The sequence below is a fragment of the Mucilaginibacter sp. OK283 genome, assembly GCF_900110415.1.
Taxonomy (GTDB): Bacteria; Bacteroidota; Bacteroidia; order Sphingobacteriales; family Sphingobacteriaceae; genus Mucilaginibacter.
Genome location: NZ_FODR01000007.1, coordinates 25,890 through 40,843, shown reverse-complemented (window position 1 = coordinate 40,843; position 14,954 = coordinate 25,890). Strand labels below are relative to the sequence as shown.

At 42.9% G+C, this 14,954-nt stretch carries 7 protein-coding genes; 1 reads left to right on the top strand and 6 read right to left on the bottom strand.

Translation table 11 applies throughout. The annotated features are described in order from the left end of the window. Positions 1 to 429 precede the first annotated feature (429 nt). On the top strand, positions 430 to 1,245 hold the full coding sequence (locus BMX56_RS16835; RefSeq protein ID WP_090650537.1) for a sugar phosphate isomerase/epimerase family protein: 816 nt from the start codon (positions 430 to 432) through the stop codon (positions 1,243 to 1,245). Positions 1,246 to 1,389: 144 nt separating this feature from the next. On the opposite strand, the gene BMX56_RS16830 is transcribed toward BMX56_RS16835, so the two are convergent. From BMX56_RS16830 to BMX56_RS16805, 6 genes are all read right to left on the bottom strand, one after another. After that, positions 1,390 to 2,415 carry a DUF4097 family beta strand repeat-containing protein gene (locus BMX56_RS16830; RefSeq protein ID WP_090650532.1) on the bottom strand — a complete coding sequence of 342 codons (1,026 nt, stop codon included), beginning with the start codon at positions 2,413 to 2,415 and terminating at the stop codon, positions 1,390 to 1,392. Positions 2,416 to 2,575: 160 nt separating this feature from the next. Next, positions 2,576 to 4,966 carry an ABC transporter permease gene (locus tag BMX56_RS16825; RefSeq protein WP_090650530.1) on the bottom strand — a complete coding sequence of 797 codons (2,391 nt, stop codon included), beginning with the start codon at positions 4,964 to 4,966 and terminating at the stop codon, positions 2,576 to 2,578. Positions 4,967 to 5,072: 106 nt separating this feature from the next. Further along, on the bottom strand, positions 5,073 to 7,454 hold the full coding sequence (locus BMX56_RS16820) for an ABC transporter permease (protein WP_090650527.1): 2,382 nt from the start codon (positions 7,452 to 7,454) through the stop codon (positions 5,073 to 5,075). A gap of 120 nt (positions 7,455 to 7,574) precedes the next feature. Next, positions 7,575 to 9,950 carry an ABC transporter permease gene (locus BMX56_RS16815; protein WP_090650524.1) on the bottom strand — a complete coding sequence of 792 codons (2,376 nt, stop codon included), beginning with the start codon at positions 9,948 to 9,950 and terminating at the stop codon, positions 7,575 to 7,577. Between the two features lie 92 nt (positions 9,951 to 10,042). After that, complete coding sequence (locus BMX56_RS16810; RefSeq protein ID WP_090650521.1) at positions 10,043 to 12,469, bottom strand: ABC transporter permease; 2,427 nt, start codon at positions 12,467 to 12,469, stop codon at positions 10,043 to 10,045. A 92-nt stretch (positions 12,470 to 12,561) separates the two neighbouring features. Beyond that, positions 12,562 to 14,946 (bottom strand): ABC transporter permease, encoded by a 2,385-nt coding sequence (locus BMX56_RS16805; protein WP_090650519.1) that lies wholly within the window; start codon positions 14,944 to 14,946, stop codon positions 12,562 to 12,564. Positions 14,947 to 14,954 lie beyond the last annotated feature (8 nt).

Below are 14,954 nucleotides of genomic sequence, written 5' to 3'. Positions count from 1 at the left end.
TGCGCTCCGGATCTCATCCCGAAGCGCATATTACTAATCAACTAAATCCAAATTTCTCAAGTTTGGAAGTTTTTTATCGGCATTGCTGTAGTCAAACCTAAAATAAGATTACTGTACTGCTGGGGTGCCTCCCTGCTATTCTTTAAAAACACGCGCCAAATATATAATATTTTGATATTCAGAAATTTGCAAAACATGCAGTTATTTTAGCCCTGCGGAAACGTTACAGTACGCGTGCGTTTCTATAGCTTAAATTTGGGGGTCGACCAAAATACAATCGAAGCGAAAACCGATTGAGGAAGTTCGATTTAATTTTAAAAGAAAGCGATCTGGTGTTATAAGATATTGTGGGGCAAATAATCATATATTTATCGCACAATAAAAATTAGCCATACAGATTATCTTTTCACCGTTCTTATAAATGTTATAATGAAAATAAAGTTTTTTTGCCCGCGCTGGGGTTCTGAACAATTGCCCTGGGACGAATTTTGTTTTAAAGTAAAAGAAGCCGGTTACCAGGGCGTTGAAGCATCTGTACCTTTTGATGAACAGGAAAAAGACATCATTTTAAATGCGCTTAAAAAGCATAACCTGTTATTGATTGGCCAATATTACCAGTCGTTTGAAGAAGATTTTGAGGTGCATAAAACCAGTTTCCGCAAGCACCTGGAAAACACAATAAAAGCACGGCCGGTTTTAATTGATTCGCAAACCGGAAAGGATTATTTCACAAGCGAGCAAAACAAAGCGCTTTTTGCCATAGCCAACGAGATTGCCGTTGCAAGCGGCATTACCATTGCCCATGAAACACACCGGAATAAAGCGCTATTCGCCGCTCATATTGCTAAGCAATTGCTTACAGATAACCCCGATGTTTTAATAACCGCAGATTTTTCGCACTGGTGTAATGTATCTGAAAGCCTGCTGGAACAACAACCAGAAGCGGTTAAAATAGCTGTCAGCCGGACTGTTCATATTCACGCGCGCGTTGGCCATGCCCAATCTGCACAGGTTTCTGATCCAAATGCCCCCGAATGGCAACCAGAGCTGGATGCACATTTGCAGTGGTGGGATGCCATAGTAAAATCGCGCCTGCAAAACGGCGCCGGGTTATTAACCATTACACCCGAGTTTGGCCCTTCCCCTTACATGCCTGTACTGCCTTATACAAAAATGCCGGTATCAAACCAATGGGACATCAATGTTGGAATGATGCAGTTACTTAGAAAGAGATATGAGTCTTAAGTCGGAAGTTAAACCATCAATCTAAAGTTTGAATTGCCTTTTTTGACTTAGAACTTAAGGCTCCGGACTTAGGACTTAAAACACGAAGAGCCTGTCGCGTTAAACAACAGGCCCCCATGCGTACTTGTTTACTTTATATAGATCTTAGTTAAGATTAAGATTGATACGGCTGTTGCCCCTTACCTCAAACGATGAACCGCCGCCATTCAATTTGCCTTCTATTCTTTCTTTTTCTTTAGTACCGCTAAAGTTTGATGTAAAGTTGGCTTCTACCTTATCAGCACGCATATCAAGGTCAAGGGCCGACTTGGATGGCACCGAAATATCAATGTGACCCGAACTTACATCGATTTTAACGTATTTGCCCACACTGCTAAATTGCGCATGAAAGCTGCCACCACTGGTTGAGGCATCCAACGCGCAAGCAAGGCCGTTAAGGTTGATGCTGCCACCTGATGTACCTGTTTTTAACTCGCCTGCGATATTGTTGGCGCTGATGCTGCCACCGCTGGTGTTGGCATCAATAGTTCCCTTTAAATCGGTAAGATGTAATGAGCCACCCGAGGTTTCGAGGTGAATTTTTCCATTGCAGTTACTTGCCTCAATACTACCGCCGCTTGTTTCCAAATCAATGCTTGATCCCGAATTGCTTACATGAATGCTGCCGCCTGATGTTTGGCCTTTAATCATCCCTGTTAATTTATCAACATGCAAACTGCCGCCGCTTGTTTCAAATTTTTCGGTACCATCCAAATTATCCAGGTGTATGCTGCCACCGCTGGTATTCAGGCTGGTGTTAACATTTTTAGGTACAAATACTTTAAAGCCGATGCTTAACGAATTGCGCCAGTTAGAAAAATTATGTTTGTTTTTGGCAGTAGCATGAACCTCGCCACCACTAACGGTAACGCTTAGATCGTAGTTTTCCAGACGCTTTTGAATTTCTTCTTTTGATATATTGCCGATTCCGTTATTTCCCTGGATATAAACCTCAACGCGTGGCGATTCGCCGGCGGCACCGCTTACGGTAATACTTCCGCCCGATGTGTTTACAAAAACATCTTTAACAGCTCCGGAAATTGGTTTGGTCATGTATGGGATTTTGGAGTCTTGCGCAAAAACAACACAGCTTTGGCAGGCAACAAAAAATAGCAGTAAGTGCTTTTTCATAATGTTTTAGTTTGGTTTATCTATAAGACAACATCTTGAAGAAATACGTTGCACGCAAAAGAAAATAAAAGCCTCACCTAAATCCTCTCCAAAGGAGAGGACTTAAAAACTACATTTAACATTTCCCGCATGCAAATCAAGAATTCTCAGGGTGAGGCTCCTACTCTGATCTCAAACTATCCACCGGATTTGCCAGCGCAGCCTTAATTGCATGGTAGCTGACAGTAATAATGGCCGCTAATACAGCAATGCCGCCCGCGGCGGTAAATACCCACCAGGGTATAGTGATACGGTTAGCAAAATTCTGCAGCCAGTTGTGCATTGCCCACCAGGCTACCGGCGAAGCTATAATAACAGACAAAAGCACCAGTTTTAAAAAATCCAAAGAAAGCAGTGTACTTATTTTTGACAAGCTGGCACCTAATATTTTACGGATGCCAATCTCTTTGGTGCGCTGCTCGATAGTGAACGCCGCAAGCCCAAACAAGCCCATCGTAGCCAATATCACCGTGATGTAAGTGAATAAGCTAAAGATGGCGGCCAATCTGTCTTCGGCCTTGTATTGCTGGTTAAAAGCATCGTCCATAAAAGTGTAATCAAAAGGTGTATCCCGGTCGTATTTTTTATAGATACCCTGCATTTTGGCTAACAGGGTTGGCAAATTGGTATGGGGATTTATTTTGACGAAAAGGCTGCATCCGGTCTTTTTCCAAAAGGATGAGGTATCGGGAAGTGTAATTAAAGCAAAGGGCCTTAACTCATCTGCCATTGAGCTAAAGTTGAAATTTTTAAGTACACCCATAACCTGGAGATTGTTATTGCCATCACTAATGAAACTGCCTACCGGGTTTGCGGGTAAATGCAGCTTCCCTATAGCCAGTTCGTTAATAACCACTTTATTGCGGCCGGTAATTTCGGTATTTGGCGCAGGCTGATATTTCCATTTTAAGCCAAGAACAGGGATAAAGTTATTATCGGCAACTAAATTGGCTATAGGTATACTTTTCTCTTCTTTGGTTTTGCCGGCAGCAAAAAACATATCGTAACCTTTGTACATGGCATAATGTGATGTAGCTACCTCACCGACACCTGCCAAATCACCAATGTCTTTTTTAAAAGCCTGGTAATTTTTCACCAGGTTGGTACCTACGGGCAACATTACAATATTATCCCGGTTGATACCAGTATCAGCATGCCTGAAATAGTAAAGTTGCCGGTCGATAATAATACCACAAATAATCAGCCCTACCGATATAGCAAATTGCAAAGTGGTAAATACTTTGCGTACCGCGGTACCGCCGGCCTGCCTGCTCATTTTGCCTTTGAGTGTAACCACCGGCTTGAATGCCGACAAAACCAGCGATGGATAACTACCAGCTATTAACACAGTTAATACCAGCAGAGCAAACAACAGCCCCAAAACTACCGGGCTATATAAAAACGAGTTATCGATCTTTAACTGCAACACATTTAAAAACCAGGGCTTGCAAAGGTAACAGAGGCAATAACCCAGCACGAATGAAATGCCCGCAAACAAGGCAGACTCTACATAAAACTGCATAGCTATACTAATACGGCTTGCCCCAGACACCTTGCGCACCCCCACTTCCTTGGCCCTTAAAGTAGCCCTCGCAGTAGAAAGGCTCATGTAATTAACCAATGCCAGCAGTAATATCAACACAGCCACCAACGGAAAAATCTTTAAATACCTGGTGTTAGATGAATCGCCAAAGTTCATGTGCAGGTGGGTATCAGTTATTGGCGATAAAGTATAAATCATCTCGCCCAGGCTTTTGTCTTTTTTGGCCATTGCCTGCAGGTTACGCCTCAACGCGGCAGTGTCCGAAGCATGTTTTAAAAGCAAATTCAACCCAAATGAGCCAAAACTTATCTCTTGCGAACCTGTATACATTGATGCTTCTTTCATTGAAAGCAAACTTGTGTTAGACGCTACAAAGTTGAAGTCGATAGATGAATTTGACGGGGCATTTTCGGCTACCCCGGTAATGTGGTAAGTATAGGCACTATCTGTTTTTATAATAAGTGTTTCGCCCACAGGATTCGTGTTACCGAAGTATTTTTTTGCGATATCCTTTGAAATTACAACAGAGAATGGCGCTTTAAGTGCTTCCGATGCTTCTCCTGACAACAACTTAAAAGAATAAAAATTAAAGAAACCCGCATCCGCGAAGATCAGTTTATTTTCTGCGAACTTATTTTCGGGTGATGCAGGATTGCTCACCACCATTGGCCTGAAATAAACCATTGTTCGCATGTAATCCTCCACTACAGGATTGTTTTGCTTTACGATAGGCCCGGCAGCGTAACTCATGTAGGCCATATTCATAACATTTCCCCCCATCTTTATAGATGCCCGGAGGTTATAAATCCGCTTCCCGTTTTTGTGGAAACTATCGTAACTCATTTCATGCGTTACATACAACATGATCATGATACAAACCGCAAGCCCCACGGCCAAACCCGTAATGTTGATAAAGGTAAAACCCTTATTCCTGCTCAAACTCCTGAATGCAATTTTGATATTGTTCATTGGTTCACTGGTTCATTAGTTCATTGGTACTTATCCCTTCAATTTTAGCTGCAACATCCAGCAGCTTGCTAATACTGTTAACAGCCAACTGAAAACTGCTAACTGCCTACTCACTCTTCAGGCTTTTTACCGGGTTGGCCAACGCGGCTTTGGTTGATTGTATGCTTACCGTAACAGCGGCTACCAATAAGGCTGCAACACCTGTTACTATAAACACCCACCATTGTATATCAATACGATAGGCAAAATTCTGCAGCCATTTGCCGGATATGTACCAGGCAATGGGTGATGCAATAACCGTGGCAATAATCACCAGCGCTAAAAAATCTTTGGCTATCAGCAAAATAATATTGGCAATGCTCGCACCCAACACTTTGCGGATGCCTATCTCTTTGGTGCGTTGTACAACGGCAAAGGCTGTAATGGCAAACAAACCTAAGCAGGCCAACATTATAGCCAATGCAGAAAAGGTAGTGAATACACCTGCCGTACGCTGTTCGGTACGGTATAACGCATCATAATCATCATCCAAAAAGCGATAATCAAACGGACGGTGGCTAACCCTATCTTTCCATACCTTACCAATTTGTGCCAACGTTGCGGCTGTGCTATTCCCATCTATCTTCACAAACATCCGGTGTAGCTGTTCGTTGTCCAGGAATAAGATCAGGGGCGTGATCTGGTCATGGAATGATTTAAAATTAAAGTCTTTTATCACGCCTTTTATTGTTCCGGTTACCCCCTTTGATATAGTTTTGCCAATAGCCTGCTCTGGAGTCCAGCCTAATGCTTTTACCGCCGACTCATTCAGCATAAAGGTGTAATGATAATTTTTACGTTGATTTGTAGTATCCAGCAATAGCAAATCCGCATGGGTATAATCACTTCCCGAAATTAGTTTGAGCCGCATTGTTTTTATAAAATCCTCGTCAACAGGGATAGCATTTACAGAAATATTTTTACCATCATTGGTGTTTATACCATCGCCCCAGCCAACATTTATAGGTTCGTCATTAGCAGCCGCTACTGATTGCACACCGGGAATACCGCTCATTGCTTTTTTTATTGCATCCAACTGCGGTAACATCTTCGCATCTATAGGCAGTACTACCATGTTGCTTTTGCTGTAACCAATATCCTTATTGCGGATGTATGATAATTGCTGCAGTATCACGATGGTAGATATGATCAAAAATACCGAGATCGCAAACTGGAAAACTATTAACGATTTACGTACATTTTGACCGGATGTAAATGAGAACCCCGATTTTAATATTTTTACCAGCTTAGCATTTGATAATAACAATGCAGGATAAGCCCCCGCTGCAAAACCTACCAATAAACTTAATGCCACAAGGCCCAAAAGTATGAGGGGGTTGACTAAGGTGGCAGCTTCAAGTTGTTTGCCCGATATTTGGTTGAACAAAGGCAAAACCAACGCCGCCAGCGCAATGGCCAATAGTGCAGCTATAACCGCTGTAAATACGGATTCAACAATGAATTGCCAAAATAATTCGCCATTGCCGGCACCCATAACTTTGCGTACACCAATTTCGGCACCCCGGCCTGCGGATTGGGCGATAGCAAGATTAACATAATTTACACAACCTATTATCAATATTAATAAGGCTACAATTAAAAGAACGTAGATGTATGTTATGCTGCCAACCGGCTCAAATTCATCAGCCAGGTTTGATTTTAAATGTATATCTGTTAAAGGCTGCAAATTGTAAGTAAGATAATGGTTGCCATCCATTTTTAGTTCTTTTTTGCTTACCGTATTCACCATGTAAGCCGATACCTGTTTTTGCAATTCAGCAGGTGAAGCTTTATCGTTAAGCAGCAAATAAGTCATGTTATTGGCTGTCCACCATTGCTCCGGCCCGTTCATATCCATATAAAGACTAAATGGCAGTACAAAATCAAACTGTATTTGCGAATTACTGGGCACATTTTCAGCTATTGCCGATACAGTGAAGTTTTTTGAGCCAACTTTCAATACTTTGCCCAATGCATCCTGGTTGCCAAAATATTTCGCAGCCGATTTTTGAGTGATCACAATTTTATCCGGAGCACTTAAAGCCGATGAGATATCGCCTTTAGCTAAATTAAATGAAAATACTTTGAAGAAATTAGCATCGGCATATAAAATGCCTTTTTCGTCGAATACCTGGTTATTATAACCAATTACCCTGTTTGATTTAAACGTTCGTACATAATCCTTCACCCTGGGCAACACCCGCTTAAATTCCGGGCCAGCTTTAGTACCGCTAACGGCTATGCTTTGTGGTCCATCAGCCGTGTTATATTCCATAGTTGCCCGCACTATCCTATCGGCGTTAACGTGAAACTTATCGTAACTTGTTTCGTGCTTTACGTAGATGCCTATAAGCAGGCAGCTGGCAATACCAACCGTTAAACCCAGGATATTTACAAACGCATAAAGCTTGTTCTTTTTTAAATTACGCCACGCTAATTTGGTATTCATATTTTTTAAATGATAATTTCTAAATCCTAAACTCTAATTACAAAACCTTAAACTTTAAAGTTCCAAATCCCAAAATCGAAACCGTATTTGTCTTGATACTTACTACTTGATACTAAAAACTTACTCGCTCCTCAAACTCCTTACCGGGTTCATCATTGCTGCTTTAAGCGACTGGAAGCTAATGGTTAATACGGCGATGATAAACGTGATAAACGCGGCTAATACAAATATCCACCAATGCAAAGGCGTTTTATAAGCAAAGGTTTGCAGCCATTTATTCATGCAATAGTAACCAATAGGCATTGCTATAACTGTTGCCAGGAATACCGGTTTAAGCAGATCTTTCGAGATCAATATCAAAATGCTTTGTACCGATGAGCCTAATACTTTACGCACACCAATTTCTTTAGTGCGCTTGACTGCTGTAAACGATGCCAGGCCAAATAAACCCAGGCAGGCGATGAAAATAGCCAGGCCCGAGAAAATAGTGAGCATGGTTTGCTGCCTGATATCTGTTTTATAGGTAGTGTCAAACTTCTGGTCTAAAAACGTATACTCAAATGGGTAAACCGGCGCTACTTTGGTATATATATCTTTAACCGCTGCCACCGATGCAGGGATATTGCCTGCCTTTAATTTGATAACGATCACCCTACGGTCGTCGCTTGGAGAGATCACCAGGGCGTCCATATTTTCCTTAAGGGAAAGGAAGTTAAAATCCTCTACTACACCAATAATAGTTCGCCGTTTATCATCACGCACTTTGTTTTTTATCCATTTGCCGATAGCCTGCTGCGGTAAGAAACCTAAGTCTTTAGCTGCCGTACGGTTGATAAGTACTGAGTTGGCAGTATCGGTGGCAAAAGCGGGCGAAAAATCGCGGCCGGCAATTATTTTCAACCCTAAGGTTTTTACGTATTCAAAATCGGCAAACTCTGTTCGCGACATAAAATTGGCTTGCTGTCCTTCGGCATCAAAACCATGCACATCGTAAAAACCACCGGGCTCGCCAGACATCAGCGACACCGATGAAACTGCCCCGGAGTTTTGTAATTCGTCTTTAAAAGTTTTACGGTGATCATAAATATCGTTGTTATCAATTTTTATCACCAGTGTTTGTTCCTTATCATACCCTAATGATTTGCTTTTGATATAACGCATCTGGTTTACAATCACAATAGTACCGATGATAAGCATCACCGAAATACTGAATTGCAGCACCACCAATCCCTGCCTGAAAATACTGCCGCCTTTGCCCAGCTTCAATTTACCCTTTAAAGCCTGTATAGGCGAAAACGCCGACATAAATATAGCCGGGTAGCTTCCCGCCAAAAAGCCGACCACCAAAATAACCCCGAAAAGAAATAACCAGATAGGCAGGCTATTCCAGGATACAGTTAAATCATAACCCAGTAATTGGCTATAGGATGGCATCAATACCAGGAGCAGACCAATTGATAATGCACGCGAAATGAGGGCCAGCATCAACGACTCGCCAATAAACTGCCATATTAAATGATTGCGTAACGCGCCCATTACCTTGCGCATCCCTACCTCTTTTGACCGCTCAACCGCCCTGATGGTAGCCAGGTTCATGAAGTTGATACAGGCGATGAGCATGATAAGCGCCGCTATCGAGATAAATATGAATACTACCGTTTTATCGCCATGCTTTACATTATCAAAAGCCGAATATTGCTCAAAATAAATGTCGTTAAGCGGGGTAAGCGATAAATCAAACTTAGCGCCGAATTTTTGCATATCCTTGCCCATGTACTTATCCATAAACTGGGTAAAACGACGTTCGAGCGCAGTTGGGCTGCTGTGCTCATTTAAAAGCACATATACAAACAAGCCATTGTTTATCCATACATCAAAGCCCGGATTTTTGGTATAGTTGGCTATCGGCATCACCAAATCAAAATCGAGGTGCGAGTTTGACGGCACGTCTTTGGCAACGCCCGTAACTTTCAGGTTCAGCTGCTTATCAAACTGCACCACCTTACCCATGGCATTATCGGCCGAGCCGAAGTATTTTTTTGCGGTAGTTTCGGTAAGCACCACACTATTAGGATTATCAAGCGCTGTGGCGGCATCACCCTTAAGAAGCGGGAAAGTAAACAGCTTAAAAAAGCCGGCGTCTACGGCATACACCTTCTTTTCATTAAAGGCTTTTTCACCAAAAGATACCAGGTTATTTTGCGGCGATACCCGCACTGCCATCTTAATATCCTGCGGATAATCGTTCAGCAATGCCGGCGCATACGGGCCCGACAGGTATGGGACCCTCGGTTTCGCCGGATCGAAGCCCCGCATTACCCGGTAAATATTTTTGCCCTGCTTATGAAATTTATCTACACTAAACTCATTCATAATATACAGGAAAATCATGAGGCACACCGTAATGCCCATGGTTAACCCCAGGATATGGATCAGCGAAAAAACCTTTTGCTTATAAAGGTTTCGCCAGGCTATTTTTAAATAATTACGTATCATTTTATTTGTTCATTAGTTCATTGGTACTTATCGCTTCATAACTTTGTAGTGAGCTCCCCGCTGCTTACTGCAAACTCACAACTGCCCACTCACTACTCACTACGAAGGCTCTTCACCGGGTTACTCAACGCCGCTTTGATGGATTGAAAACTGATAGTGGCGAAAGCTATAAAAACAGCCAGGAAAGCCGATACTGCAATTACCCACCATTGAATGTTTTGGCGGTAGGCAAAGCTTTGCAGCCATTGGTGCATAGCCAGCCAGGCCAGGGGCGTTGCCACCAAAATGGCTATCAGTACCAGTTTAATAAAATCTTTGCTCAGCATAGCTACAATGGTACTTACTTCGGCACCCAATACTTTGCGGATGCCTATTTCTTTGCTGCGCTGCTCGGCAGCGTAAGCGGCAAGGCCAAACAGGCCAAGGCAGGCAATAATAATGGCCAGGGTGGTAAATACAATGGCTATGGTGCCCATGCGCTGCTCGGCGCGATAGGTGGCATCAAAATCATCGTCCATAAACGAGTAGTTAAACTCGCGGTTGGGCGCAACAGATTTCCATTTGCTTTTGACAAGGCCCATCAGTGTTGTAATGTTGGCCGTCTTTACTTTCAGGCTTAAGGCCCCTCTGTCTTCGCCGTACATCAATACTACCGGGCTGATGTTGGTTTTTAATGAATTGAAATTAAAATCTTTTATCTCCCCAACTATCCGGTATCCCTTCCAAACCTTGGCCATATTATCCTGCGGAACGTACAGCATTTTGTTAACCGGATCGGCCACATCCATCAGTTTTGCCGCTGTTTCATTAATGATCATCGACGCGGTATCTGTGCCCATTTGTTTATTAAAATTGCGCCCCTTTACCAGTTTCAAACCAAGAGTGCCTATGTAATCTTCGTCAACCATCCAGGTTTGCGCCAGCACTGCCTTCTTTTGGTCAAGGTTACGATCGGGGAAAACGCTGCTGCTGTTACGGTAGTCCATAGTTGGCAAAAAACCTGTCATGGTGGCGTTAATTACGCCCGGCAACTGCTTTACTTCGTTTTTAAATGTGGCGGCCTGTGCGCCCATTTCATAAATACCATGTATAATCATTACCTGGTTACGGCTATAGCCCAGATCTTTACTTTGGATATATTTTAACTGGTTATAAATAACCAGGGTACCAATAATCAGGAAAATAGATATCGAAAACTGGAACACTACCAGGAAACTTCTTAACCAACTACCTTTAAAACCATTGGCCAGCTTACCTTTTAACACCTCGATAGGCTGAAATGCCGAAAGGAAGAAAGCCGGATAAAAACCGGCCAAACAGCCAATAATTAATACTGCCGCCAACATGCCCGGCAACAGCCAGCTTAATGCGCCGATATTGAAACTAAATGATTTATCGGCCATGTTGTTAAACACGGGCATAAATAAATAAGCCGTAATTATAGCCAGCACCGCCGCTATAAACGTAACCATCACCGACTCGGCCAAAAACTGAAAAATAAGGTATTTACGTGGCGAGCCCAACACTTTACGTACCCCAACCTCGCGCGCCCGGTTTGATGACCGGGCGGTAGATAGGTTCATGAAGTTTACACAGGCTATAAGCAATATAAAAATAGCCACCGCTGTAAAAATGTATACGTACTGAATATTGCCATTGGGCGCAAGTTCTGATACAGCGTTTGATTTTAGATGAATGTCTTTTAACGCAATTAAATTAAGCTGGTACTTATTACCTGCTTTTTCAAACTGATCGAAAGTGATGTGAAGTATACTTTGCAGCTGCGGGCCGGCATACTTACGCATTAGCAATGGTAATTTGGCTTTAAATTTCTGCGGATCGGCCCCTTCACGCAATAAAACATAAGTATTAAAATTGTTGCTGAACCAGGCGTCATCCTTACTTTCGGCAAGGGTGCTCATTGATAAAAAGAAACCGAAATTAAAGTGCGACTGCTTCGGGATATCTTTTATAACCCCGGTTACTTTATAAAGTATGCTATCATTAAATGTAAGCGTTTTGCCAACTGCCAGTAACGGATCATTAAAATAACGCCTGGCAACGGTTTCATTAATTACCACGGTATGCGGGTCGACCAAAGCCTTATGCGGGTCGCCGGCTATCATCGGGAATGTAAACACGTCAAAAAGTGTAGCGTCGGCAAACAGCATCTGGTTTTCCTTAATATTTTGGTTGCCTTTCTTTACGTTGTAGCCTCCCCTGTTTATTAGCCGCACGGATTTCTCTACTTCGGGCAAATCGGCCACTAAAGCTGCCGCTAACGGCGCGGGCGAACTGGCGTACGACTGATCGTTGCCACCAAACTTGATATCGTTATTGATTCGATATATCCTGTCGGTCTTTGTATTAAACCTGTCGTAACTCAGCTCATCTACCACATAAAAAACAATCAGCAAACAAGTAGCCAGCCCAAGGGCCAGCCCCAAAACATTAATAGCCGTAAAACCCAGGTTTTTCTTGAGCGTACGAAACGCCGTTTTAATGTAGTTTTTTATCATCCTATTGGTTCATTAGTTCATTGGTACTTATCGCTTCATAACTTTGTAGTGAACTCCCCGCTGCTTACTGCAAACTCACAACTGCCCACTCACTACTCACTACGAAGGCTCTTAACCGGGTTGGCCAAAGCGGCTTTTACCGATTGTATGCTGATGGTTAGCAGGGCTATTGCCGTTGCACCAAAGCCGGCCATCAGGAAAATCCAGGCGGTTATGGTAATCCGGTAAGCATAATCCTGCAGCCATTTGTCCATGGCGTAATAGGCCACAGGCACCGCTATTAAAATAGAGATCGCAATAAGTACAATAAACTCGGTAGTCAGCAACCTGATAATGCCTGCAACGCTTGACCCCAATACCTTGCGGATGCCGATCTCCCTGGTCTTTACCTGTGCCGAATAGGTTGCCAGGCCAAAAAGACCAAGGCATGATATAAAAATAGCAATGGCCGAAAACACGTTAAATAGCGAGCCTGTACGTTGCTCTGTTTTGTATAGCTGGTTAAACGAGTCATCTAAAAAAGTATAGGAAAACGGCGAATCGTTATTGTATTGTTTCCAGGAAGTAAGCGCGGCTGCAATGGCTTTTTGTGCATTGGCACCAGTGGTTTTAATGTATATTTTGTAGCAGTCGTCGGCACGGTAGTACAATACCGCCGGCTCAATTTTTTTACGCATAGATGCGAAGTGAAAATCCTTTACTACCCCGCTAATGGTACCCTTCATTTTTTGGATGCGGATATTTTTACCTATCGGATCCTTAAGGCCCATAGCAGATACCGCGGCCTCGTTTAGTACAAAACGGGTAGTATCAGCAATAGCCCCGGTAAAGGCTGCCCCCTCCTTCATTTTTATTTTAAAGAAAGATATAAAATCCTTGTCGGCAGCAATCGGATGAAAAAACAGGTTGGCTTTGGCTGGTTTACCGTCCCAGTCGTTATCGCCTGTCCAGTTATCGTTTTCAATAATATCATTGCCAGACCGGGTTACCGATATAATACCGGGCTGCTTCAGCAACTCCTGTTTAATGGCATCGTAATGCGTTTTCATATCGCGCATATTAAACACAAACACGTTTTCTTTATCATAGCCAAGATCCTTTTTCTGGATAAAATTGAGCTGCCTGCCAATTACCAGGGTGCCGATGATCAGCACGATAGAAACGCTGAACTGAACCACAACCAGTACCTTCCGGAAAACGGTATTTCCTATACCCGTAGTTACTTTACCCTTAAGCGCTTTTAATGGCTCAAAAGATGAAAGCAACAAAGCCGGGTAAATGCTTGATGCTGCTAAGGTGCCTATCAGTGTAATTACCACATACATCCAAACCTGGTAGTTGGTTACAGATAGTTGCAATTGCTTGCCCGAGAAGTTATTGTACATAGGCATCAGCACATACATTAAAATAAGGGCAAACAGGGTTGATATGGCAAACAGTAAAGTAGTTTCAATCATAAACTGCATAAATAGCTGCAGTTTACCGGCGCCTATTATTTTGCGCATGCTTACTTCCTTGGCCCTTAACATCGATCGTGCTGTCGAAAGGTTTACGTAGTTGATGCAGGCTATTACCAGTATCAAGATGGCCACAATGGCAAATGTGCGTACTGTTTCAATACCTCCGTTACTGCCATCGGCTTTGTACAAATGCATCTGGAACAGTGGCTGCGCAAGGTAAGGCACGGGCGCATCTACCGGGTGTTCGCGTTCATGTATTGCACGAAGCTTTTTGGTAACCTGGTTAATATCGGTATTGGGCTTAAGCAACAGGTAAGTATCAAATGCAAAATTGGCCCAGTCGCCATCCATCGAAGAGATGAACGTTTTATTGTCGTAGCTTAATTTCCTATCCATGTAGGCCAGCTTGTTAAACCGGCTCATGGGCAGCAGGATGTTATATTTTAGGGTGGAGTTTGCAGGATAATCGGCAACTACCCCGGTTACTTTCAGGTTTTCGTTTAAGCCTAAAACAACCACCTTGCCTATAGGGTCTTCGTTGCCAAAGTATTTTTTGGCTATAGCCTGTGTTATCACTACCGAATTATTATCCGGGAATGGTTTTTTCTTATCGCCTGCAACCAGCTTAAAATCAAATACAGAAAAGTATGAAGGATCGGTAAAAGCAAAATTATCTTCCCTGAAATTCTTTTCCTTGTATTTAAACGGCGCTACGCCAATATTCCTGATCCGCACGGCATCGGTAACCTCCGGCATCTCGGCTTTGGCGTAAGTAGCAAGCGGGGCAATAATCGAGGTAAATATCTGTTTGCTTTCATCAGTACCGCCCACAATGCCAACGCGATATATCCCGGGCCCTTTTTTGTTGAACGTATCAAAACTCAACTCATCCTGCACCCAAAGCAGCATAAACAGGCCAATCACTAACCCAAAGGTTAACCCCGCCACATTAATGGCCGCGTAAAACTTATTGTTTACAATGTTACGCCAGGCTGTTTTAAAATAATTTTTTATCATTTTGTTTA